Here is a 23919-nt window from a genome sequence, read left to right on the forward strand (position 1 = left end):
GAGGAGAGAGAATTATGCGCAAAATTATTGTAGGTTCACGAAAGAGTAAGCTAGCATTGACGCAAACAAACTGGTTTATTGATCAGTTAAAAGCACTTGGTTTACCATATGAATTTGAAGTGAAAGAAATTGTCACTAAAGGTGATGTGATTTTAGATGTTACTCTTTCAAAAGTAGGCGGAAAAGGTTTGTTCGTTAAAGAAATTGAACATGCGTTACTTATGAAAGAAATCGATATGGCTGTACATAGTATGAAAGATATGCCAGCCGTACTTCCAGAAGGATTAATGATTGGCTGTACACCAAAGCGTGTTGACCCTCGTGATGCTTTTATTTCTAAAAGCGGAGAATCATTTAAAGATTTAGCAGAAGGTGCGATTTTAGGAACGAGTAGTTTAAGACGTAGTGCACAGTTATTAGCTGCGAGACCAGATTTACAAGTGAAATGGATTCGCGGAAATATCGATACACGTTTACGTAAATTAAAAGAAGAAGATTATGATGCAATTATTTTAGCGACAGCTGGATTACAAAGAATGGGCTGGGATGATGAAGTGATTACAGAACATTTAGATGAAACGTTATGTGTACCAGCTGTAGGACAAGGTGCATTAGCGATTGAATGTCGTGAGGACGATAACGATTTATTACAGTTGTTATCGCATATGAATGATGCTGTAACAGAGAGAACAGTGGCAGCGGAGCGAGTATTTCTTCATAAACTTGAAGGTGGATGTCAAGTTCCGATCGCTGGATATGCAACTCTTACAAAGGATGATGCAATCGAATTAACAGCTCTTGTCGGTTCTATGGACGGCTCTGTTTTATTAAAAGAGACAGTGGTAGGCGTTGAACCAAAGGAAGTAGGGCTAGAGGCTGCGGACCGTTTAATTAAACAAGGCGCAAAAGAACTCATTCTTGCTGCAAATAAGGGACAACAATAAATATGAATGCTCTTGCTGGCAAAACAGTATTGATTACACGTGCCCAGCATCAAGCGAAACAAATGAGTGTAGCAGTGAAAGAACGGAGCGGAATTCCATTGGAAATTCCGCTTTTGCGTATGGAAGGCACATCTCATAGGCGAATTCACCATACAGCAAGGCAGCTACATTCGTATGACTGGGTTATTTTTACGAGTAAAAATGGTGTAACTTTTTTTCTAGATGGTTTAGAAAAGAAACTACCATTAACTATTAAAATCGCTGCGGTAGGCGTGAAAACAAAATTAGAGTTAGAAAAAAGGGGCTATCAAGTTCATTTTGTTCCAACCTCATTTGTTGCAGAAGTGTTTGCCGAAGAGTTTCTAAAAGAATTAAGTGGAAACGAGTGTATTTTATTTCCGAAAGGGAATTTAGCGAGAGATGTAATTCCAGTTAAACTTCGGGGAATTGGTGTTTCTCTAGATGAGCTAATCGTATACGGTACGAAAGTAAATGTAGAGAAAAAACAAGAACTTATAACAGCATTGAAAGTAAGGAAAGTAAATGTTATTACATTTACGAGTCCTTCAACTGTTGATAGTTTTGTTCGTTTACTGGAGGGCACAAACTGGAGAGAATGGACAAAAAAATGTACAATTGCTTGTATAGGGCCTATTACGGAAAAAGAAGCGAACCTTTATTTTCCGCATGTTATTGTGCCGAAAGAGTACACTGTAGAAGCATTACTACAATGCATTTGTGAATCTATAAAGTGAAACTTTAATTAGTGGGAGGTTCATTCCACACTAATTATTAGCCCTCACCAATTGGGCGTTTATGGGCAGTTGATTTCCCATCTAACTTCTTTGCTCTAGCCGAATTTTGAGATGGGAGTCTTACTGCCCGTTAACGCGGGACAAAATAAAAGAATGGGGATAGAAATTTATGAACTCTTTACAATTTAATCGTCATCGTCGCTTAAGACAAAGCGGGGGCATGCGTGCGCTTGTGCGTGAAACGTTTTTACATACGGAAGATTTTATTTACCCTATTTTTGTATTAGAAGGAGAGAATGTTCGTAATGAAGTTCCTTCTATGCCGGGCGTATATCAAATCTCTTTAGATTTATTGCAAGCTGAAATGCAAGAGGTTGTTGATTTAGGTATTCGTTCTGTTATTGTATTTGGTTTACCTGCTGAAAAGGATGAAGTTGGATCATCAGCATATTGTGATCATGGAATTGTACAGCGTGCCATTAAGCAAATTAAAGGTGAGTTCCCTGAGTTAGTAGTAGTTGCAGATACATGTTTATGTCAATTCACAAGCCATGGTCATTGCGGTGTAATTGAAGATGGTATTATTTTAAATGACGAGTCTCTTGCAGTACTTGCGAAAACAGCTGTAAGCCAAGCGAAAGCAGGAGCGGACATTATTGCGCCATCAAACATGATGGACGGATTCGTAACAGCAATTCGCCATGCGTTAGATGAGAATGGTTTTGGACACGTACCAGTTATGTCGTACGCTGTGAAATATTCATCAGCATTTTATGGACCGTTCCGTGATGCTGCACACGGCGCGCCGCAATTTGGTGACCGTAAAACATATCAAATGGACCCAGCGAACCGTATGGAGGCATTCCGTGAAGCAGAATCAGATGTAATGGAAGGTGCTGATTTCTTAATTGTAAAGCCAGCTCTTTCTTACTTAGATATCATTCGTGATGTGAAAAATAACTTTAATTTACCAATCATTGCTTACAACGTAAGTGGTGAATATTCAATGATTAAAGCGGCAGCGCAAAATGGTTGGATTAATGAAAAAGAAGTTGTGCTTGAAAAATTAATTAGCATGAAACGTGCAGGAGCAGACTTAATTATTACGTATCATGCGAAAGATGCAGCAAAATGGTTACAAGAAGGAGGCGCTAAATAATGAAAAAGTTTGATAAATCGATTGCGGCGTTTGAAGAGGCACAAGACTTAATGCCTGGTGGCGTAAATAGCCCTGTTCGTGCCTTTAAATCTGTTGGTATGAATCCATTGTTTATGGAGCGTGGAAAAGGCTCTAAAGTATATGATATTGATGGAAATGAATACATCGATTACGTATTATCATGGGGTCCTTTAATTCATGGTCATGCAAATGATCGTGTTGTTGAAGCGTTAAAATCTGTTGCTGAAAGAGGTACAAGCTTCGGTGCGCCGACAGAAATCGAAAATAAATTAGCGAAACTTGTTATTGAGCGTGTACCATCGATTGAAATTGTCCGCATGGTTAACTCTGGAACAGAAGCGACAATGAGTGCACTACGTTTAGCTCGTGGTTATACAGGCCGTAACAAAATTTTAAAATTTATTGGTTGTTACCACGGTCATGGTGATTCGTTATTAATTAAAGCTGGTTCTGGTGTGGCGACTCTAGGTTTACCAGATAGCCCTGGCGTACCAGAAGGTGTAGCGAAAAATACGATTACAGTAGCTTATAATGATTTAGAAAGTGTGAAGTACGCTTTTGAACAATTCGGTGATGATATTGCTTGTGTAATTGTAGAACCAGTAGCAGGGAATATGGGGGTTGTTCCTCCGCAACCAGGATTTTTAGAAGGGCTTCGTGAAGTAACAGAACAAAACGGTGCACTGCTTATTTTTGATGAAGTAATGACAGGATTCCGTGTTGCTTATAACTGTGGACAAGGTTACTACGGTGTAACACCTGATTTAACTTGTTTAGGTAAAGTAATCGGTGGTGGCTTACCAGTAGGGGCGTACGGTGGTAAAGCAGAAATTATGCGTCAAGTTGCGCCGAGCGGACCGATTTATCAAGCTGGTACTTTATCAGGTAACCCACTTGCAATGGCAGCAGGTTATGAAACGTTAGTACAATTAACGCCAGAATCATATGTAGAGTTTGAGCGTAAAGCAGAAATGTTAGAAGCGGGACTACGTAAAGCGGCTGAAAAACATGGTATTCCTCATCATATTAACCGTGCAGGCTCTATGATTGGTATTTTCTTTACAGATGAGCCGGTTATTAATTACGATACAGCGAAATCTTCAAACTTAGAATTCTTCGCGGCTTACTATCGTGAAATGGTAGAACAAGGTGTATTCTTGCCACCATCTCAATTTGAAGGTTTGTTCTTATCGACAGCACATAGTGATGCAGATATTGAAGCGACGATTGCAGCGGCTGAAATTGCAATGTCAAAGTTACAAGCATAATATATTAGAGAAAATCGCTCTCCATAAGGGGAGCGATTTTTTTTATTCATAAAGTGGGCTTTACATACATAAATCTGTAATGACATATAGTTTGGGAGGGGGAAAAGAAGTGACAACAGATCATTCGTTACGATTTTCATTAAAAGAATCTGTTTGGTTCCAAAAAGGACAGGAAGTCGAAGAACTTTTGTCAATTTCGTTAGATCCAGACGTTGAGATAGAAGAGCTTGATCATGAAGTTATCGTGAGAGGGCAGTTAGATTTAACGGGGGAGTATGTTGCAAGGCAAGATGATTCGGCCTATTCATTAAGAGAACTATCGCCAGCAAAGTCAATTGATTATGTAGAAACAAGGGAAGATGGGGTGAATGAACTTGTTCATTCCTTTCCACTTGAAATATCAATTCCAAGAAATCGAGTGAAAGTAATTGAAGAATTATATGTATCAATTGAAGAATTTGATTATGAATTGAAGGAAAATGGTTGCTTACAATTATTAGCGGATATATCTATTACAGGTTTATGTGATGAGGAAAGAATCGAGGATGAAGAGGAAGAAACGGCGTATGCTGAGTTAGAAGATGATTCAGCTGAAGAGGATGAAAATAGACCCGCGCCGCATGTAGCGGAACCAACCTATAAAGAATCGGATGAATGGGAAGATTACGCATTTGAACCGTTCCAGCTAGAAGAAAGAAAAGAGCAAGAAGAAGCGGAAGAGGAATTGGCAGAACATGAATTTGCGGAGCGTGAAGAGGGGCAAGAAACGACGCTGCAATTTGAATTGTTTGGACGAAAAGATTATCAAAAAGAAAAGGCGAAAAAGCAGGAAGAGCAAGAAGAGGCATACTCACAGCGAGATGAAAATGCGCTTTATTTAACACAATTATTTACGAAAGAACCGGAAGAAGAATTTACGAAGTTAAGAATGTATTTCGTGCAAGAAGGGGATACAATCGAATCTGTTGCAGAACGTTATGACACGTCTGTACAAAATTTATACCGTGTTAATCAAACAGAAGATATATATTTAACTACGGGACAAATTATTTATATTCCCGTTTCAAAAGCAAAGGTGAAATAAGGGGGTGAGTGCTTTCACTCCCCTATTGTCCTAGAGGCTATGTTTTGAATAGAAAGGGTCATTCGTATGGATATTGAATTACGAAATCGCTATGAACCCATTGTAAGGCAATATAGATTGGATACGCAGCATATGGAAGAGCACGGAAGTGTAACGAAAATTTACACGAATCAAGGTCCATATGCGCTAAAGAAAATAGAAGATAGAAAGTTAGAGCGGAATAACTTTCTACATCATATTCAATATTTGAAGGAAAAAGGTTTTTCAAATTATGTACCTATATACCATGCGACGGATGGGAATTATATTTTAAGTGACGGGACTTATAATTATTATTTAATGCCTTGGTTAGAACGTGCGGAAGGAAACGGCGAGGATAATGATCAATACCATAAAATGTTTCAAACACTTGGAACGTTGCACCAAAAAACGGTGAAAGAAGAAACATATACAGAAGAAGATTTAGAAAAACATTACACAAGTATATCCGATCGTTGGGAAAATGATGGTGAGATGTTAGAAGAGTTTCTTGTAGAATCTGAAGCGAAGTGGTATATGTCTCCGTTTGAATTACAATATTGTACGTACTATCATCATGTAATGAGGGCGCGTGAATTTGCAACGAAGCAATTAAATGAGTGGAACGATGCGATGAAAGAAAAAGATAAAACACGCATTACTTTTGTGCATGGTAACGTGTCACTTAATCATTTTTTATTTGACTATGAACGGAATGGCTATTTTATTAGTTTAGAAAAATCGAAGTTTGCAACGCCTGTGCAAGATATTGTAGGGTTTTATTCGCGGTCTTTAAACACATATCCAATTGCGCGAAGTGATCGTTTTGAATGGTATCAAATGTACCAAAAAAACTTCCCGTTTACGAAAGAAGAGCAACTGCTTATGTATGCTTACATGACCTATCCATCGCAATTTATTCGGCAAATTGAGTCTTATAAAAAAAGAAGGCAGAGTCGCAATAAGGAAAATGAGATTCGCGGAGTAAAGAGCTTGCAACAATCACATTGGCTCGTTAGCAATGTAGAATATTTCCTGTCACAATTACAAGCTGCCCAGCAAGGGAACGGATAAAGTGAAACTTTAATCAGTGGCGGGGGTATTACCGCCCGTAAATAGAGGGGTAAAAAAGATAAGTGGAGGATGCTACTTATCTTTTTTATATTCGCCCGGAAAGTGATAGTCTTAAATTTATCTTGACGAATAAGGTTTCGTTTTTTACACTATTGTATATAATAATTAACAATCATATAAATGCCTTGAAGGGGAAGAGTATAACATGAAACGTCTTCAGAGAGGAGAATCATTAGCTGGGAGATTCTCTAGATAGTTATGTTAGAAGGTAGCCCTGGAGCATCTTTTCTGAACGGAATAGTTCTCATTAGGAAAAGACGGATTTGTCCGTTATCAAATTAAGAGTATAAGCAAATTCTGAATTTGTTTGTAAATAAAGGTGGTACCGCGATGTCCCTCGTCCTTTTTTGGATGAGGGGCATTTTTTATTTTAAGGAGGGAAAATAATGTCAAACACGGAAAAGAATTTACCAACTAAATATGATCATATGTCCGTTGAAGAAGGCCTTTATCAATGGTGGCTTGAAGGCAAATATTTCGAAGCAACAGGAGACGAGAAGAAACAACCGTATACAATTGTAATTCCACCTCCGAACGTAACTGGTAAGTTACACTTAGGTCATGCTTGGGATACAACTCTTCAAGATATTTTAACTCGTACGAAGCGTATGCAAGGATACGATGTATTATGGCTTCCAGGAATGGACCATGCGGGTATCGCAACACAAGCGAAAGTAGAAGGAAAACTTCGTGAAGAAGGTATTTCACGTTACGATCTTGGCCGTGAGAAATTCCTTGAAAAAGCTTGGGAGTGGAAAGAAGAGTACGCTTCTCACATTCGTCAACAATGGGGGAAAGTTGGTTTAGGACTAGACTATTCTCGTGAACGTTTCACATTAGACGAAGGTTTATCTGATGCAGTTAATAAAGTATTCGTTCAATTATACGAAAAAGGCTTAATTTACCGCGGTGAATATATTATCAACTGGGACCCAGCAACACGTACAGCTCTTTCTGATATCGAAGTAATTCATAAAGAGGTTCAAGGTGCATTCTACCATATGAACTATCCGTTAACAGATGGTTCTGGTCACATTCGTCTTGCAACCACTCGTCCAGAAACGATGCTTGGTGATACAGCTGTAGCAGTTCATCCAGAAGACGATCGTTACAAACATTTAATCGGAAAAACAGTTACCCTTCCAATCGTAGGCCGTGAGATTCCGATTATTGCCGATGAGTACGTAGAAAAAGACTTTGGAACAGGCGTTGTAAAAATTACACCAGCTCATGACCCGAATGACTTTGAAGTAGGTAACCGTCATGACTTACCACGCATCTTAGTAATGAACGAAGATGGAACGATGAACGAAAAAGCTGGTAAGTATAACGGTATGGACCGTTTCGAATGCCGTAAAGCGTTAGTGAAAGACTTACAAGAAGCGGACGTATTAGTAGAAATTGAGCCTCATATGCATTCAGTAGGTCATAGTGAGCGTAGCGGTGCAGTTGTTGAGCCTTATTTATCAACACAATGGTTCGTAAAAATGGCTCCACTTGCAGAAAAAGCAGTAGCACTTCAACAAAAAGAAGAAGAAAAAGTAACGTTCGTACCAGAGCGTTTTGAAAACACATACTTACGCTGGATGGAAAACATTCATGACTGGTGTATTTCTCGTCAATTATGGTGGGGACACCGCATTCCAGCTTGGTATCATAAAGAAACTGGTGAAGTATACGTAGGTACTGAAGCGCCAACGGATATTGAAAACTGGAATCAAGATAACGACGTACTTGATACATGGTTTAGCTCAGCGTTATGGCCGTTCTCAACACTTGGTTGGCCAAATGAAGAGGCAGTAGACTTTAAAAAGTTCTATTCAACAGATGCTTTAGTAACTGGTTATGACATCATCTTCTTCTGGGTATCTCGTATGATTTTCCAAGGTTTAGAGTTTACAGGAGAGCGTCCATTTAAAGATGTATTAATTCACGGTTTAGTTCGTGATGAACAGGGACGTAAAATGAGTAAATCTCTTGGTAACGGTATCGATCCGATGGATGTTATCGAGAAGTACGGTGCAGATGCAATGCGTTACTTCTTATCAACAGGAAGTGCACCAGGCCAAGATTTACGTTTCAGCATGGAAAAAGTAGAATCTACTTGGAACTTCATTAATAAAATTTGGAACGCATCACGTTTCGTATTAATGAACATGGATGATATGAAGTATGAAGAAATCGATTTAACTGGTGAAAAATCAGTTGCAGATAAGTGGATTTTAACTCGCTTAAACGAAACGATTGAAAGTGTAACACGTAACATGGATAAATATGAGTTCGGTGAAGCTGGTCGTTCATTATACAACTTCATTTGGGATGATTTCTGTGACTGGTACATTGAGATGGCGAAACTTCCACTATACGGTGAAGATGAAGTAGCTAAGAAAACAACTCGTTCTATTTTAGCTTACGTATTAGACCAAACGATGCGTCTATTACACCCATTCATGCCGTTCGTAACAGAGAAGATTTGGCAACATTTACCGCATGAAGGCGAGTCTATTACAGTAGCGGCTTGGCCAACAGTTCGCGAAGATTTACAAGATAAAGAAGCGGCAGCAGAAATGCACCTTCTAGTTGATATCATTCGCTCTGTTCGTAACATCCGTGCAGAAGTAAATACGCCAATGAGCAAAAAAGTTCAAATGCAAATTAAAGCAAAAGATGAGGCTATCCTTGCTCAACTTACGAAAAACAGCTCTTACATTGAGCGTTTCTGTAACCCAAGTGAATTAACAATTCAAACGAATTTACAAGCGCCAGAAAAAGCGATGACTGCAATCGTATCAGGTGCAGAGTTATTCTTACCGTTAGCTGATCTTATCAACCTTGACGAAGAGAGAGCACGTCTTGAAAAAGAACTTGAGAAGTTCGATAAAGAGGTAGAACGTGTACAGAAGAAACTTTCAAACCAAGGCTTCGTAGCGAAAGCTCCTGCGGCAGTTATTGACGGAGAGCGTGCGAAAGAGCAAGATTACCTAGAAAAACGCGAAGCAGTTCGCCAACGTCTAGCAGATCTTGAGAAATAAAGTGTATTTTAGAGACTCACTATATTGGTGAGTCTCTTTTCTTTGCGTATAATAGAATGATGAAGGTTGTCTTTTGAAAGGGGAAAACATACGTGATACATACATACGAAGAAGCGATAGGGTGGATTCATAGTCGATTGAAGTTTGGTATTAAACCAGGATTAGAAAGAATGAGCTGGATGCTAGAAGAACTCGGAAATCCAGAGCGTCATATAAAATGTGTTCATCTTGCTGGTACAAATGGAAAAGGTTCAACTTTAACGTATATGCGCTACATGCTAGAAGGCGCAAAATATAAGGTTGGAACATTTACCTCTCCTTACATTGAAACATTTAATGAGCGTATTAGTGTGAACGGAACACCAATTGCAGATGAAGAGATTGCGGAACTTGTAAACATGGTAAAGCCAGTCGTTGAAAAACTAGACGAGACGGATTTAGGGGAAGCGACTGAGTTTGAGATTATTACTGTTATGGCAATTTGTTATTTCGGTAAAATCAATTTCTGTGATGTTGTTTTATTTGAAACAGGGCTTGGAGGGCGCTTTGACTCTACGAATGTTATTCATCCTATTCTCACAATTATTACAAATATCGGCCACGATCATATGCATATTTTAGGGGATACACTAGGAGAAATTGCGTATGAGAAGGCAGGAATTATTAAGTCGGGTGTTCCGGTTATTACAGGCGTGCAAGATGATGAAGCATTGCAGGTCATTCAAAAGGTTGCAAAGGAAAATCATGCAAACTTATATGAACTGGGCAAACATTTTACAGCGTTACATAAACAGTCTAACGAAGATGGGGAACGTTTTGATTTTGCTTGTCCTTTCGCATCTTTTGAAGATGTTCGAATGTCAATGAAAGGTGTTCACCAAGTAGGAAATGCCTCACTAGCACTTATGGCAATTATGTATTTAAAAACATATGTATCATTTTTAATTGAGGAAGAGGAAATAAGAGCTGGATTACATGAAGCGTATTGGATTGGCCGATTTGAAAAGCTGAAAAGTAATCCTGATATTATAATAGATGGTGCTCATAATCCAGAAGGTATTGAGAGTCTTGTGAAAACAGTAGAGGCACATTATAAAGATAAAAATATAATAGTTTTATTTACTGCGCTTGGTGATAAACAGTTGCATAACATGGTAGGTCAATTAGAAACAATTGCCGATGAAATTATTTTTACAACATTCGCCTTTGATCGTGCCATTTCCGCTGACAAACTTGCAGCGCATTCGCAAAAAAAATCAAAAATAGTCTTTGAAGATTGGAAAGAGGCAATTGATACAAAGGTTGAAATGATAGGGGGAAATGATGTCTTTATCATAACGGGTTCTCTATATTTCATTTCTGAAGTTAGAAAATATATTCGCGAGAAAAACTAGATAGCCTTTGCTATCTAGTTTTTTTGTTCTACAAATGAAGTCAAATGCATACATATAAGATAATTATATAGGGTTATTTGGCGAATTCCTCTGACAAATATCTCGTTTTTTTGTGAAATGAATATGATATGATGCGGACAACGACAAGAGGTGAGGTGTGAGTGTATGGACAAGCAATCACGAACGATCTCAGTGAAAGTAAATGGAACAGAAGCGAAGTATGAAGAGAAGAAGAAAGATGAGTTTGAATGGATGGTAGTGGAAAGTGAAAGACCGAAAAACGTTGTTCCGTTTCAAAAAAAGAAATCAGCGCCCATGGAAAAATACAGAAAGAAGTGGAGTAATACATTAATTGTAATTGTTGCAACTGCAATTATAATTGGTACGGCGTTTGGAATGGGAATGCTGCAGTTACTTACAGGACAAGGGACAACAGGGGAAAGTACGGTAACGGCTTCGAAGCAGACTGGAAATGAAGAATCAAAGGTGGATGGAACGGCAGAACAAACACCAGTATCAAAAGAGGAAAAACAAAAAAAACAGACAGGAATGTCATTAGAGCCAATGAAATTATTTTTTGTTCAAGGTGGGCTTTATTCTTCCAAAGAAACGGGACAGGCCGCTCTTGAAGAATGGAAAGGTAACGGAGGGGTTGCTGCTTTGAAACCGAGCGGTGATAAGTATGCACTAATTGTTGGTATTGCTAGCGATGAACAGGCTATAAATCAATTAATGACGCAGTATAAAAATGATGGTGTCTCCGTTTTAAAAAAGAACTGGGATATTACGGATAAAGCGTTGCTTAAAGATGATAAAGAAATAGGAGCGTTCTTAACAAAAGTACAGCCATTATATACTCATTTAGCAAAATATGCTTCTAGCGTACAAGCTGGTGGGAAAAGTAATGCAAAAGATATAGAAGTAATTGAGAAAGAATGGAAATCAATTGAAAAAGTAGGGAAAAGTATGAAGCAGGAGGAGGTAAAAAAGCTGTATATGTATACGTCAATAGCTGTGCAAACAGTGAAGGACGGAAAGAGCGATAAAGAATCTTTGGCGAAATTAAATCAAGTTGTTATTGATGGTATACTTTCGTATGAAAAAATTGTTTCACAAAAAGTGAAATGATAAGATAATGAAATGATGAAGAAAGAAGTGTCTATACTTCTTTCTTTTCTTTTAAATTTAGAGCAAAGTGCTTTCTCTATGGCTGGAATATAATCGTATGCAGTAAAGAAATATTATTTTGTTTAGAGAAAATAATATTTCTTTCATTTGTGGATAAACTATTCTTTTGATACGATTGATGTAAATTGTTCTGCTTCATGTGAGAAAGGAAGGAGAAAATATGAGAAAAATTATTTTAGCTTCAGGATCACCTCGGAGGAAGGAATTGCTGGAGTTAGCTAGCGTACCATTTGAAATCGTTGTAAGTGAAGTAGAAGAAACGATTGGTGCGTATTCATCACCTCCTGATATTGTTATGTCCCTTGCCTTGCAAAAAGCATCTGCGGTAGCAGAAAATAATAGTGATCACATTGTGTTAGGTGCAGACACAATCGTTACATATGAGTCGCGTATTCTTGGAAAGCCTTCTAATGGGGTTGAGGCGAAAGAAATGTTACAATTATTATCAGGAAAAACACACGAAGTATATACAGGTGTGGCAATTATATCGAAAGAAAAAACGGTCACTTTTTATGAGCGTACAGAAGTTACGTTTTGGGAATTAACAGAAGAGGAAATTGACGTATATGTTGCATCGAAAGAACCTCTTGATAAAGCAGGAAGTTATGGTATTCAAGGAAAAGGGTCTATTTTTGTTCAACATATTCAAGGAGATTACTACAGTGTAGTCGGCTTACCAATTGCACGTCTTGTCCGGGAATTAAAACAATTTGATATTGATGTAACCCATGCGTAAAATTGCATGGGGTTTTCTTTGAGAGAACAGGTAAAAGGGGTGGAGAGATGAACGGTATTCGTGATGTTGTCAGAGAAGAACAGCCACGGGAGCGTTTATTATTAGAAGGAACAGGGAGTTTATCAAATCGGGAGCTTCTTGCAGTGTTACTCAGAACAGGTTCTAAAGAAGAGACAGTTTTAAAGTTGTCAGATAAAATTTTACATCACTTTGATGGTTTACGTATGTTGAAAGATGCAACGTTAGAAGAATTAATTAGTATTCATGGTGTTGGGATTGCAAAGGCATCTCAGCTTATGGCTGCTTTTGAACTAGGTAGAAGAATGGTACGTTTAGAGTATCAAAATCGATATAGCATTCGAAGCCCAGAAGATTGTGCGAAATACATGATGGAAGAACTGCGCTTTCTACAACAAGAGCATTTTGTTTGTTTATATTTAAATACAAAAAATCAAGTTATACATAGGCAAACGATATTCATTGGAAGTCTAAACACGTCAATTGTACACCCAAGAGAAGTCTTTAAAGAAGCGTTCCGCCGTGCAGCAGCCTCTATCATATGTCTTCATAACCATCCCTCAGGAGATCCTACGCCGAGCCGAGAAGATATTGAAGTAACAAAACGTTTAGTAGAATGCGGCCAGATTATCGGAATTGAAGTGCTTGATCATATTATAATAGGTGACCATAAATTCGTGAGTTTAAAGGAAAAAGGTCATATTTAAGACTATGCTTTTTACTTATTTTGTTTTATAATGTGATTTATGAGTTTTTTGTAGAAAATTATCTGCAAAAAGGATATAGATATAAAAAACGTACTGTTTTTATAATATAAAATAAGAAAAAAATGAGTCCGTGAAAACAAGAAAGGAAGATAAAAAATATGTTTGGATTTGGTGGCTTTACTCGCGATCTTGGAATAGATTTAGGAACTGCGAACACGCTTGTATATGTAAAAGGAAAAGGTGTAGTTTTACGTGAACCTTCAGTAGTAGCATTACAAACTGATACGAAACAAATCGTTGCTGTAGGTAGCGATGCAAAACAAATGATTGGTCGTACACCAGGAAACGTAGTAGCACTTCGTCCGATGAAAGACGGTGTAATTGCTGATTACGAAACAACAGCAACAATGATGAAATATTACATTCAACAAGCTCAAAAATCAAACGGCTTCTTCTCACGTAAACCGTATGTAATGGTATGTGTACCGTCTGGTATTACAGCTGTTGAAAGACGTGCAGTAATTGATGCGACTCGTCAAGCGGGTGCTCGTGATGCATATCCAATCGAAGAACCATTTGCAGCAGCAATTGGTGCGAACTTACCTGTTTGGGAACCAACTGGTAGTATGGTTGTTGATATCGGTGGTGGTACAACAGAAGTTGCAATCATCTCATTAGGTGGTATTGTAACAAGTCAATCAGTTCGTGTTGCTGGTGATGATATGGATGATTCAATCATTCAGTACATTAAGAAAAGCTATAACTTAATGATTGGTGAAAGAACAGCAGAGGCATTAAAGTTAGAAATCGGTTCTGCAGGCGAGCCAGAAGGTATCGAGCCTATGGAAATTCGTGGTCGTGATTTAGTAAGTGGTTTACCAAAAACAGTACTAATTCAACCAGAAGAAATTGCGGATGCATTAAAAGATACAGTAGATGCAATTGTAGAATCAGTTAAAAATACGTTGGAAAAAACTCCACCTGAATTAGCGGCAGATATTATGGACCGCGGTATTGTATTAACAGGCGGTGGTGCATTACTACGTAACTTAGATAAAGTGATTAGTGAAGAAACAAATATGCCAGTTCTTGTTGCAGAAGATCCATTAGATTGCGTAGCAATTGGAACAGGAAAAGCATTAGATAATATCGATCTTTTCAAAACGGCTGCTCGATAATATTGCAAAATAAAAATCAATGGAATTAAGAGGGTGTGAACGTGCCACAGTTTTTCTTAAACAAAAGATTAATTGTTTTGTTAGTTAGTATTATTCTTCTCGTGGCATTGATTGGAATCTCATTGAAAGAACGGAACAGTTTAACATGGCCAGAGCAGTTTGTTAAAGACACTGTCGGTGTTGTAGAACGTGTATTCCAAAAGCCAGCGAAATATGTAGCTGGATTCTTTGAAAATGTAGAGGATGTAAAGCGCACGTATGAAGAGAATAAAGAATTAAAAGCAAAAATAGATAACTATGCGAGTTTATCAGTTAAAATGAAGCAATTAGAGGACGACAACAATAAATTAAGACAGCTAACTGAAAAAAAAGAGTTGCCGAGCGATTTTTCTGAAATTCCAGCTACTGTTGTTTCTCGCAATCCAGATAAATGGTACGATTTAATTGGAATTGATAAAGGAGCACAACAAGGGATTAAAAAGGATATGGCTGTTATGACTTCAAAAGGTTTAGTTGGACGCGTGAAAAGTGTATCTCAGTTTACATCATCAGTAGAGTTGTTAAGTTCTATGAGTCGAACAAATCGTGTTTCAGCTGTTGTACATGGAAATGAAAATATCTTCGGATTAATCGAAGGTTATGACAAAGAAAAAAAATTGTTACTTTTCACAAAGATTGGTTCTGATGCACCAGTAGCTAAAGGTCAAATGGTTGTAACGTCTGGACTTGGTGGGGAGATTTTCCCGAAAGGTCTTGAGATTGGGGAAATCGTTGATGTTCAACCAGATGCATACGGCTTAACAAAAACAGCTTATGTAAAACCTGCCGCTGATTTAAATGACGTAGAGCATATTATAGTAGCTAAACGTGGTATGAAATCAGCGCCATTAGAATAGGAGGAGGAGAAGAGATGATGAAGATTTTAAAAAGAGCAGCTCTTCCTCTTTTGCTCCTTTTTGTTTTTCTGTTTGAAAATATGTTTGCTACTATTGTTCCAACAGAAGTTTTTTGGAAAGACAGTATAGCAGCGCCGCATTTCTTTATCATTGTGTTATGTTTTGTTACTGTGTACTATGGTCCGGTCCAAGGGATTTATTACGGGCTATTATTCGGTTTCTTATTTGATACCGTATACACAGAACTTGTCGGTATATATATATTTGCTTATCCGATTTTAGCTTATTTAGTTTATAGTGTGATGAAGGTACTACAATTGAATTTATTCATTGTTGTGTCTATCGTATTAGCTAGCATTGCAGCATTAGAATATTATGTGTATGGATTTTTAACTTTGTTAGGACGTACTCATATGTCGGCGTATGTCTTTTTCACGGATCGTCTCCTTTCTACTTTATTGCTGAATGGAATTTTCATATTGATAGTTTGTTTCCCACTGAGACGATATTTAGTGCGTCTTTCAAGAGCGATGGAAGAAAAAGAAAAAAGGATTTTCTAATTTTATGTCGAATTGAATCGGTGGGGTGAACTTTAGTGGAAGAAAAAAAGCAACAAAATGTAACGATAAAAGGGACAAAAGACGGGATAACGCTTCATTTAGATGACTGCTGTTCATTCTCTGAATTACTGAAAGAATTGGACGAAAAACTATCTACACATTACTATGATGGCGATGGGCGTTCTTTAATTGAAGTGCATGTGAAAGTGGGAAATCGTTATTTAACAGAAGTCCACCAAGAAGAGCTTCGTACGTTAATTCGTAATAAAAAGAATCTTGTTGTGGATTCAATTGAAAGTGATGTTATAACTAAATCGGAAGCAATAGCATGGAAAGAAGAAACAGAGATTGTCCCTATTTCCAAAATTGTTCGCTCTGGACAGGTTTTACATGTAAAAGGAAATTTATTGTTAATTGGAGATGTTAATCCAGGCGGAACGGTTATCGCTGGGGGGAATATTTTTGTCGTAGGATCATTAAGAGGGATTGCACATGCTGGGTATTATGGGGATTCAGAGGCTGTAATCGCTGCATCTGTTATGAACCCGATGCAACTTCGAATTAGTGATGTGGCAATGCGGGCTCCGGAAGAGAAAGAAGACGGAGCGGAGACGGCAGAATGTGCGTATATTAATGAGGACAATCACATTGTTGTCGATCGCCTGCAACTTCTCACTCATCTTAGACCTAATTTAACAAAGTTAGAAAGGGGAATTGTATAGCTGTGGGAGAGGCAATAGTAATTACATCTGGAAAGGGCGGAGTAGGTAAAACTACAACGTCTGCGAACATTGGTACAGCCCTAGCCTTATCTGGAAAGAAAGTGTGCTTAATTGACACAGATATTGGTCTTCGAAATTTAGACGTAGTAATGGGGCTGGAAAATCGTATTGTATTTGATCTTGTTGATGTCGTTGAAGGGCGTTGTCGTTTACCTCAGGCTCTTATTAAAGATAAACGTTTTGATGATCTTTATTTATTACCTGCAGCACAAACGAGTGATAAATCAGCGGTAACACCTGAACAAATGGATGAATTAATACAAGTATTACGTCAAGATTATGATTACATATTAATTGATTGTCCTGCGGGGATTGAGCAGGGATTTAAAAATGCGGTAGCTGGTGCGGATAAAGCAATCGTTGTTACGACGCCAGAAGTATCCTCAATGCGTGATGCAGATCGTATTATCGGGCTTTTAGAAAAAGAGGATATTGAACCACCGAAACTTGTTATTAACCGTGTGCGTAGTCATATGCTTCATGAACAGGATATGTTAGATGTTGATGAAATCGTACGTACATTATCAATCGAGCTTCTTGGTGTTGTTGAAGACGATGATGAAGTTATTCGTGCTACAAATACAGGTGAACCTGTAGCGTTGCAACCTAGTGGAAAAGCAGCGTTAGCTTATCGTAATATTGCAAGACGCTTGTTGGGTGAGAATGTACCATTACAAGCATTTGAACAAGAAAAGGTATCGGTATTTACAAAGATGAAAAACTTCTTTGGCATCCGTTAAAAGCACTTCGCACATATGCGAAGTGCTTTCTTTTTTTCTTCATACGAATATCTTTCTTTCCTAGCTCATACATATGTACAAACTGTATACAACTGTTTCTATTTAAATAAGGTTAGCGAAAGAAGGGAGACAGTATGAAGAATAGAAGTGTAGAAGAAATTAAAAAGCGGATTGCGAAAAGGAAGGCAGAGCAAGAAAGAATGGAGGAAGAGCAGTATTTTGCTGGGGGGAATTTTGATAGTGAAGGGGTATTTATTGAAGAGGGAGAAAAGGAAATTCATCCTTTGTTTCGAAAGGAAGTCTTTTTCTTCAAAGTTTTATTATCAGCAATCTTAGTTCTTTCAATTGCTATTTTATATAAGAATGCGCCTTCTTCTTTCGATGGTGCTAAAGCTGTTACAGAAAAAGTGATGAAAGAGGAGTTTCAGTTTGCTACTGTAGCGAAATGGTATGAAAAACAGTTTGGAAAACCTCTCGTCTTCTATTCGCCTAACGAGAAAAAGGAAGGGACTATTCAGCAAAAAGACTATGCAATTCCTGCTTCAGGAAAGGTAATGCAAGGATTTCAAAAAAATGGCCAAGGTGTATTTGTCCAAACGGCTACAAATGCAACAGTTGAGTCAGTAAATGAAGGATTAGTTGTTTTTGCGGGTAAGAAAGAGGAACTTGGAAATACAGTTCAAATTCAACATGCAGATGGCACGGAGTCGTGGTATGCAAATTTAAATGATATGTCAGTAAAGTTATATGATTACGTTTCAAAGAAACAAAAAATTGGAACGGTGAGTAATGATGCAAATAATAAAAATGGGAAATTTTATTTCGCAATAAAAAAGAATGAAAAATTTGTTGATCCGATTCAGGTGATTTCATTTGATTAAATATAAGGAAGTTTTAACGAAAATTTCAGTGCATCCGTTGTTTTGGGTTATTATAGTTATTGGTATTTTTACGGCGCGTTTTAAAGAGTTACTATTGTTGTTTTGTATCGTACTCATTCATGAACTCGGTCACGCTTTTGCAGCAGCGCATTATAATTGGCGTATTAAAAAAATTCAACTGTTACCGTTTGGTGGTGTGGCTGAGCTTGAGGAACATGGAAATAAATCATTGAAAGAGGAACTTGTTGTCGTAATTGCAGGACCTATTCAACATATTTGGATGATGCTAGTAGGGTATATATTGTTTGAGATTGGCTGGCTGAATGCGGAATTATATTATTTTTTTATGTGGAATAATATAATTATTTTAGCCTTTAATTTACTCCCTATTTGGCCACTTGATGGCGGGAAAGTGTTGTTTAATGTATTATCATATCGTTTTCCTTATTTACAAGCACATGAAAAAATGATGCAATTGTCATGTGTTTTTTTTAGTGTCATATTAGGATGGCAGTTACTTTGGAATAGTAACAATATTATGATGTGGGTACTACTCATATTTTTAGCAATATCGTTATATCAAGAATGGAAGCAAAGACGTTATGCGTTTATGCGCTTTTTATTAGAGCGTTATTATGGAAATAAAAGAGGGATTGAAAAGATTGCACCTATAGAGGTGCAATCAGAAGATCGTTTATATACGATTTTCACCAAATTTCGTAGAGGATATAAGCATTCTATTATCGTCCATGGAGAATATAAAGAGCATTACACATTGGATGAAAATGAATTACTCTATGCGTATTTTACTGAAAAACGAACAACTTCATCTGTTGAAGAATTAATCGGTTAGTGTTGACGATAGCACTAACCTTTTATTATTGTAAAAACAAAGAAGATTATAAAGTGAGGAAAGAAATTTGAAAACCTTATACATGAACTATGCTGGATCGGAAAAGCGCGTTGCAATTGAAGAGAAGAACAAAATTGTTGAATTTTTATGGAAACGTAATGAAGAACAAGAGATTGTTGGGCATATTTACGTTGGACGTATCGTAAGAACAATTGCTGGAATGAATGCAGCATTTGTAAACATCGGTTTAGAAAAACATGCGTACCTTTCATATGATGATGTACCGTCTTCTTATCGTATACATGAAGGACAAGCAGTACTCGTACAAGTTGTGAAAGAGGCAATTGATACGAAAGGACCGAAATTAACAGCGAATATAGAATTTACCGGGAAATATGTCGTTTATATGCCATATGATGAAATGCGCGCTGTTTCTCGGAAAATAAAAAATAATAAAAGAAGACAGCAGTTACTCGAAATTGAAGTAGAAGGGACAGGAGGGTATATTTTCCGCTCCGCTTCTGAAAAAGGAGAAATTGAAGAAATACAAACTGAAATGCAAAGGTTACAGCAGTTATATGAAGAGTTAAAAAGAAAAGAGGGCCAAGGAAAGGCACCGCTATTACTTCATCGACCAGCGACTTTTTTAGATCGTGTATTTCAAGAGAATCCAATTGAAACAATCGAAAAAATAGTTGTAGATACAAGAAGTGTAGTAAAAGAATTAGAAGACAAGGTCGGAAAAGAAAAAGTATCTTTTTATAATGAAAAATCTTCGATGTTTAATCATTTCGGAATAGAGCGAGAAATTGAAAAAGCACTTCAAAAAATTGTGTGGCTCCAAAACGGTGCTTATTTGATTGTGGAACAAATGGAGACGATGACTGTAATAGATGTGAATACGGGGAAGTTTACCGGAAAACAAAATTTACAAGATACAGTACTTCGTACAAATGAAATGGCCGCTGACGAAATCGCTCGCCAATTAAGACTTCGTGATATTGGTGGAATGATATTAATCGACTTTATTAATATGAAAAAACGAGAAGATAAAGAAAAGGTAAGAGAACGTCTCATAGCTGCTATGCAAAATGATCGCACTTATACAAGAGTACTTGGGTTTACTGAGTTAGGGATTTTGGAGATGACACGTAAACGTAAAAAACATTCTTTACGTGACGTATTGCTAGAAGAGTGTGTACCGTGTAAGGCGACGGGGTATGTAATGTCGTATGAAACGATTGCTTATGAGTTAGAGCGAGAACTCATTACATATGGCAATATAGAGGATGAAGCAGTATTAATTGCTGCACCTCAAGATCTGCAAAAACAATTTTTACAAAAAGAATTACAAAAAAATATTCCATTTGAAATTTATTTCAAAGATGATACTATCGAAAAGTACGCTATTATAAGATTTGGAAGTAAAAAAGAAATTGTAGAACGGAAAAAATAGTTAGCAGAACATTTATTGACAACCGTCTATGATTCATGATAACATCTTTATGTTATAGTTTATAGCACCTAAACGGCTATATGCTACAACCGCACAAGACAGGTTCCCTAAAGGCATTTATGTCTACCTCGTTTTTGGCGAGTCTTAGTAATTAAGAGGAGGTGCAAGTATGTACGCAATTATCGAAACAGGTGGAAAACAAATTAAAGTTGAAGCTGGTCAAGCAATCTACATTGAAAAATTAGATGTTGAAGCTGGTGAAACTGTTACTTTTGACAAAGTTCTTTTCGTTGGTGGCGAAAACGTTAAAGTTGGTAGCCCAGTTGTAGAAGGCGCAACAGTGACTGCTAAAGTTGAAAAACAAGGTCGCGCTAAGAAAATCATCGTTTTCAAATACAAAGCGAAAAAGAACAATCGTAAGAAACAAGGTCATCGTCAACCTTACACTAAGCTAGTTGTTGAAGCTATCAACGCTTAATTCAGGTTAACATGATTAAAATTACGATAAGTCGCACGAAATTAGGAAGTATCCAATCATTTAAAATGACTGGACATGCCGATTATGCGCCACATGGACAAGACCTTGTCTGTGCTGGAACTACAGCGGTTGTGTTTGGTTCTATAAATGCAGTGGAAGAACTTTGTAATGTGCAGGCAACTATTGAACTCGGAAGTGATGGTGGATTCTTAACGTATGAATTGCCTAATGATTTAGACGTTCATGCAGCAGAAAAAGCTCAAACGCTTTTAGAAGGATTAGTTGTTTCGCTAAAGACGATCGAACTTGATTACGGAAAGTATATCCGTTTAATAGAAAAAGTGCAGGAGGTGTAACGTATGTTAAGATTAGATCTTCAGTTTTTCGCATCTAAGAAAGGTGTAGGTAGTACAAAGAACGGTCGTGACTCTCAGTCAAAACGTCTTGGTGCTAAACGCGCAGATGGTCAAACGGTTTCAGGTGGTTCAATTCTTTACCGTCAACGCGGTACAAAAATTTATCCAGGTGTTAACGTTGGTCGTGGTGGCGATGACACTTTATACGCGAAAGTTGACGGCGTAGTACGCTTCGAGCGTCTTGGCCGTGACCGCAAACAAGTGAGCGTATATCCTGTTGCTCAAGAAGCATAAGAACTCACGGAAAACTCTAACCTGAGTGCAGGTTAGAGTTTTTCTATATTAAGGGGTATCTAAATGAATGAAAAATGGACAATTATAGATGCGTTGCGTCATTCAAGACATGATTGGCTCAATCGTATGCAGATGGTTAAAGGAAACCTTTCCCTTGGAAAAGTGGAAGAGATTCATCGGCTCATCGATCGTTTTGTCCAAGAAGCGAGACAAGAATCCAATCTGATGGGGTTATCAATGCCTTTATTTTCAGAGTGGATTTTAACATATAATTGGAAACAGCAGCCGTGCTTATTGGAGTACGAAGTATTAGGAGAATTACATAACTTATCTCACTTAGATGAGACTGTATGTACATGGGCGAATCAATTCTTCTCAATGCTTCAGCATAGTTTAGACGTATATGTTGAAAATTATGTTTGTATCACAATTGAATGTGACGCGGAGAATGCTCGTTTCTTTTTTGATTTTCGTGGTAAGCTAACGAGTGTAGAAGAACTACAGAATTGGCTTGCGAACCAAAACAATAAATGGTATTCCATTTCTTATACAGTACGAGACGAAGAAGTCTCAGTTATATTACAACCAATCGAAAAAAGTGTGGTGAAATAATGTTTGTAGATCAGGTCAAGATATATGTAAAAGGCGGCGACGGTGGTAACGGAATGGTTGCGTATCGTCGTGAGAAGTATGTTCCAAAAGGTGGCCCAGCAGGTGGCGACGGTGGTAAAGGCGCAGATGTTGTTTTCGTTGTTGAGGAAGGCTTACGTACATTAATGGACTTCCGCTACCAACGTCATTTCAAAGCTGATCGTGGTCAGCACGGAATGAGTAAAGGTCAGCACGGACGTAAATCTGAAGATTTAATCGTAAAGGTTCCACCAGGAACAATAGTAAAAGATGAAAAAACAGGTCAAATTCTTGCCGATTTAGTAACGCATGAACAAACAGCTGTAATCGCAAGAGGTGGCCGAGGTGGCCGTGGTAACTCGCGTTTCGCAACAGCTACGAATCCAGCACCTGAAATCGCTGAGAACGGAGAACCAGGTCAAGAACGTGATGTCATTCTAGAACTTAAAGTGCTAGCAGACGTTGGACTTGTTGGATTCCCAAGTGTAGGTAAATCTACATTATTATCTGTTGTATCATCAGCGCGTCCGAAAATTGCAGAGTATCACTTTACAACAATCGTTCCTAATCTTGGTGTTGTTGAAACTGGTGATAACCGCAGCTTCGTTATGGCTGACCTTCCTGGACTAATTGAAGGCGCACATGCTGGCGTCGGACTTGGACACCAATTCTTACGTCATATCGAACGTACACGTGTAATTGTACATGTTATTGATATGTCTGGTTTAGAAGGCCGTGAGCCATATGAAGATTATGTCACAATTAATAATGAATTAAAAGAATATAATATGCGTTTAACAGAGCGTCCACAAGTTGTTGTAGCAAACAAAATGGATATGCCGGATGCAGAAGAAAACTTACAAGCATTTAAAGAGAAAGTGGGAGACGAAGTAAAAATCTTCCCAATCTCAGCTGTAACGAAACAAGGTGTTCGTGATTTACTATTTGAAGTAGCGAACTTACTAGAAACAACACCAGAATTCCCAATGTACGATGTTGTTGAAGAGTCTGAAGCAAGTGTAATGTATAAATTTGATGCTGAAAGTCTTAAATTTGAAATTACACGTGAAAGTGACGGCACGTTTGTTATTTCTGGTTATGATATCGAGAAGACATTCAAAATGACTGACTTCTCACGTGATGAATCTATACGTCGTTTCGCTCGCCAAATGCGCGGAATGGGTATTGATGAAGCGCTTCGTGCACGTGGTGCAAAAGACGGAGATATTGTAAAAATTCTTGAATATGAATTTGAATTTATCGATTAAGACTGCCAAAGTATGGTCTTATCCCTGTCAAGTAGACAGTATTAAAAAGACTAAGCAGCCATCGAGATTCGATATTCTATCGGAGCTCG

Annotated in this window: 24 protein-coding genes and 2 other annotated features; all 24 genes read left to right on the forward strand. The window is 37.8% G+C overall.

The window, feature by feature from the left end:
• Positions 1 to 14: 14 nt before the first annotated feature.
• The 24 genes from hemC (at position 15) to obgE (ending at position 23830) form a co-directional block, all read left to right on the forward strand.
• Entirely contained in the window at positions 15 to 944 is a 930-nt protein-coding gene (gene hemC / locus JDS92_RS12315) for a hydroxymethylbilane synthase (protein WP_001226391.1), read from the forward strand.
• Positions 945 to 946: 2 nt separating this feature from the next.
• On the forward strand, positions 947 to 1699 hold the full coding sequence (hemD, locus tag JDS92_RS12320; protein ID WP_199631975.1) for a uroporphyrinogen-III synthase: 753 nt from the start codon (positions 947 to 949) through the stop codon (positions 1697 to 1699).
• Between the two features lie 169 nt (positions 1700 to 1868).
• Positions 1869 to 2858 carry a porphobilinogen synthase gene (gene hemB, locus JDS92_RS12325; protein WP_199631976.1) on the forward strand — a complete coding sequence of 330 codons (990 nt, stop codon included), beginning with the start codon at positions 1869 to 1871 and terminating at the stop codon, positions 2856 to 2858.
• The gene (gene hemL, locus JDS92_RS12330; protein ID WP_000712944.1) at positions 2858 to 4147 is read left to right on the forward strand and encodes a glutamate-1-semialdehyde 2,1-aminomutase; all 1290 of its coding nucleotides are present in this window, start codon (positions 2858 to 2860) and stop codon (positions 4145 to 4147) included. The genes hemB and hemL overlap by 1 nt, the downstream gene beginning before the upstream one ends.
• Before the next feature lie 79 nt (positions 4148 to 4226).
• Complete coding sequence (spoVID, locus tag JDS92_RS12335; RefSeq protein ID WP_106080608.1) at positions 4227 to 5231, forward strand: stage VI sporulation protein D; 1005 nt, start codon at positions 4227 to 4229, stop codon at positions 5229 to 5231.
• 66 nt (positions 5232 to 5297) lie between these two features.
• Positions 5298 to 6323: a spore coat protein YsxE gene (ysxE, locus tag JDS92_RS12340; RefSeq protein WP_000350668.1), complete on the forward strand. Its 1026-nt coding sequence runs from the start codon at positions 5298 to 5300 to the stop codon at positions 6321 to 6323.
• A gap of 176 nt (positions 6324 to 6499) precedes the next feature.
• Positions 6500 to 6731 (forward strand) — a binding site (T-box leader).
• A gap of 38 nt (positions 6732 to 6769) precedes the next feature.
• On the forward strand, positions 6770 to 9415 hold the full coding sequence (locus JDS92_RS12345) for a valine--tRNA ligase (RefSeq protein WP_098911467.1): 2646 nt from the start codon (positions 6770 to 6772) through the stop codon (positions 9413 to 9415).
• Between the two features lie 92 nt (positions 9416 to 9507).
• Positions 9508 to 10809, forward strand: coding sequence for a bifunctional folylpolyglutamate synthase/dihydrofolate synthase (locus JDS92_RS12350; RefSeq protein ID WP_000582087.1), 1302 nt, complete (start codon positions 9508 to 9510; stop codon positions 10807 to 10809).
• A 165-nt stretch (positions 10810 to 10974) separates the two neighbouring features.
• Entirely contained in the window at positions 10975 to 11937 is a 963-nt protein-coding gene (locus JDS92_RS12355; RefSeq protein WP_098911468.1) for a stage II sporulation protein B, read from the forward strand.
• Between the two features lie 220 nt (positions 11938 to 12157).
• Positions 12158 to 12733 carry a Maf family protein gene (locus JDS92_RS12360; protein WP_097952344.1) on the forward strand — a complete coding sequence of 192 codons (576 nt, stop codon included), beginning with the start codon at positions 12158 to 12160 and terminating at the stop codon, positions 12731 to 12733.
• A 47-nt stretch (positions 12734 to 12780) separates the two neighbouring features.
• On the forward strand, positions 12781 to 13458 hold the full coding sequence (gene radC, locus JDS92_RS12365) for a DNA repair protein RadC (RefSeq protein ID WP_001013401.1): 678 nt from the start codon (positions 12781 to 12783) through the stop codon (positions 13456 to 13458).
• A gap of 158 nt (positions 13459 to 13616) precedes the next feature.
• A complete protein-coding gene (gene mreB / locus JDS92_RS12370; protein WP_000466737.1) occupies positions 13617 to 14636 on the forward strand; it encodes a cell shape-determining protein MreB in 1020 nt (339 codons plus the stop codon).
• 41 nt (positions 14637 to 14677) lie between these two features.
• Positions 14678 to 15532, forward strand: a complete 855-nt coding sequence (gene mreC / locus JDS92_RS12375) for a rod shape-determining protein MreC (protein WP_097952346.1) — start codon at positions 14678 to 14680, stop codon at positions 15530 to 15532.
• A 14-nt stretch (positions 15533 to 15546) separates the two neighbouring features.
• Positions 15547 to 16092, forward strand: a complete 546-nt coding sequence (gene mreD / locus JDS92_RS12380; RefSeq protein WP_000975759.1) for a rod shape-determining protein MreD — start codon at positions 15547 to 15549, stop codon at positions 16090 to 16092.
• A gap of 35 nt (positions 16093 to 16127) precedes the next feature.
• Positions 16128 to 16814, forward strand: a complete 687-nt coding sequence (gene minC, locus JDS92_RS12385; protein WP_000391516.1) for a septum site-determining protein MinC — start codon at positions 16128 to 16130, stop codon at positions 16812 to 16814.
• A gap of 2 nt (positions 16815 to 16816) precedes the next feature.
• Positions 16817 to 17614: a septum site-determining protein MinD gene (gene minD / locus JDS92_RS12390; protein ID WP_000503310.1), complete on the forward strand. Its 798-nt coding sequence runs from the start codon at positions 16817 to 16819 to the stop codon at positions 17612 to 17614.
• 134 nt (positions 17615 to 17748) lie between these two features.
• Entirely contained in the window at positions 17749 to 18495 is a 747-nt protein-coding gene (gene spoIVFA / locus JDS92_RS12395) for a stage IV sporulation protein SpoIVFA (RefSeq protein ID WP_000797540.1), read from the forward strand.
• Complete coding sequence (spoIVFB, locus tag JDS92_RS12400) at positions 18488 to 19348, forward strand: stage IV sporulation intramembrane metalloprotease SpoIVFB (RefSeq protein WP_000598976.1); 861 nt, start codon at positions 18488 to 18490, stop codon at positions 19346 to 19348. Before spoIVFA ends, spoIVFB begins: the two co-directional genes overlap by 8 nt.
• A gap of 67 nt (positions 19349 to 19415) precedes the next feature.
• A complete protein-coding gene (locus JDS92_RS12405) occupies positions 19416 to 20804 on the forward strand; it encodes an Rne/Rng family ribonuclease (protein WP_097999977.1) in 1389 nt (462 codons plus the stop codon).
• A gap of 77 nt (positions 20805 to 20881) precedes the next feature.
• Positions 20882 to 20959 (forward strand) — a sequence feature (ribosomal protein L21 leader region).
• A gap of 14 nt (positions 20960 to 20973) precedes the next feature.
• Entirely contained in the window at positions 20974 to 21282 is a 309-nt protein-coding gene (gene rplU / locus JDS92_RS12410; protein WP_000270907.1) for a 50S ribosomal protein L21, read from the forward strand.
• Positions 21283 to 21293: 11 nt separating this feature from the next.
• Entirely contained in the window at positions 21294 to 21638 is a 345-nt protein-coding gene (locus JDS92_RS12415; protein WP_001973720.1) for a ribosomal-processing cysteine protease Prp, read from the forward strand.
• A 3-nt stretch (positions 21639 to 21641) separates the two neighbouring features.
• Entirely contained in the window at positions 21642 to 21932 is a 291-nt protein-coding gene (rpmA, locus tag JDS92_RS12420) for a 50S ribosomal protein L27 (RefSeq protein ID WP_000944957.1), read from the forward strand.
• Between the two features lie 63 nt (positions 21933 to 21995).
• Positions 21996 to 22544: a sporulation initiation phosphotransferase B gene (locus tag JDS92_RS12425; RefSeq protein WP_001003572.1), complete on the forward strand. Its 549-nt coding sequence runs from the start codon at positions 21996 to 21998 to the stop codon at positions 22542 to 22544.
• Complete coding sequence (gene obgE, locus JDS92_RS12430) at positions 22544 to 23830, forward strand: GTPase ObgE (protein WP_000497121.1); 1287 nt, start codon at positions 22544 to 22546, stop codon at positions 23828 to 23830. Before JDS92_RS12425 ends, obgE begins: the two co-directional genes overlap by 1 nt.
• The last annotated feature ends 89 nt before the right edge of the window (positions 23831 to 23919 follow it).

The sequence above is a fragment of the Bacillus cereus group sp. N12 genome (genome assembly GCF_016483575.1).
Lineage (GTDB): Bacteria > Bacillota > Bacilli > Bacillales > Bacillaceae_G > Bacillus_A > Bacillus_A toyonensis.

Coding starts and splice junctions, on each gene's coding strand:
- spoIVFA (WP_000797540.1), top strand. CDS start 17,749: ATGAAGAATAGAAGTGTAGAAGAAATTAAAAAGCGGATTGCGAAAAGG.
- rpmA (WP_000944957.1), top strand. CDS start 21,642: ATGTTAAGATTAGATCTTCAGTTTTTCGCATCTAAGAAAGGTGTAGGT.
- rplU (WP_000270907.1), top strand. CDS start 20,974: ATGTACGCAATTATCGAAACAGGTGGAAAACAAATTAAAGTTGAAGCT.
- obgE (WP_000497121.1), top strand. CDS start 22,544: ATGTTTGTAGATCAGGTCAAGATATATGTAAAAGGCGGCGACGGTGGT.
- JDS92_RS12360 (WP_097952344.1), top strand. CDS start 12,158: ATGAGAAAAATTATTTTAGCTTCAGGATCACCTCGGAGGAAGGAATTG.
- mreD (WP_000975759.1), top strand. CDS start 15,547: ATGATGAAGATTTTAAAAAGAGCAGCTCTTCCTCTTTTGCTCCTTTTT.
- hemD (WP_199631975.1), top strand. CDS start 947: ATGAATGCTCTTGCTGGCAAAACAGTATTGATTACACGTGCCCAGCAT.
- radC (WP_001013401.1), top strand. CDS start 12,781: ATGAACGGTATTCGTGATGTTGTCAGAGAAGAACAGCCACGGGAGCGT.
- JDS92_RS12345 (WP_098911467.1), top strand. CDS start 6,770: ATGTCAAACACGGAAAAGAATTTACCAACTAAATATGATCATATGTCC.
- hemC (WP_001226391.1), top strand. CDS start 15: ATGCGCAAAATTATTGTAGGTTCACGAAAGAGTAAGCTAGCATTGACG.
- JDS92_RS12355 (WP_098911468.1), top strand. CDS start 10,975: ATGGACAAGCAATCACGAACGATCTCAGTGAAAGTAAATGGAACAGAA.
- hemB (WP_199631976.1), top strand. CDS start 1,869: ATGAACTCTTTACAATTTAATCGTCATCGTCGCTTAAGACAAAGCGGG.
- hemL (WP_000712944.1), top strand. CDS start 2,858: ATGAAAAAGTTTGATAAATCGATTGCGGCGTTTGAAGAGGCACAAGAC.
- JDS92_RS12415 (WP_001973720.1), top strand. CDS start 21,294: ATGATTAAAATTACGATAAGTCGCACGAAATTAGGAAGTATCCAATCA.
- JDS92_RS12425 (WP_001003572.1), top strand. CDS start 21,996: ATGAATGAAAAATGGACAATTATAGATGCGTTGCGTCATTCAAGACAT.
- ysxE (WP_000350668.1), top strand. CDS start 5,298: ATGGATATTGAATTACGAAATCGCTATGAACCCATTGTAAGGCAATAT.
- spoVID (WP_106080608.1), top strand. CDS start 4,227: ATGACATATAGTTTGGGAGGGGGAAAAGAAGTGACAACAGATCATTCG.
- mreB (WP_000466737.1), top strand. CDS start 13,617: ATGTTTGGATTTGGTGGCTTTACTCGCGATCTTGGAATAGATTTAGGA.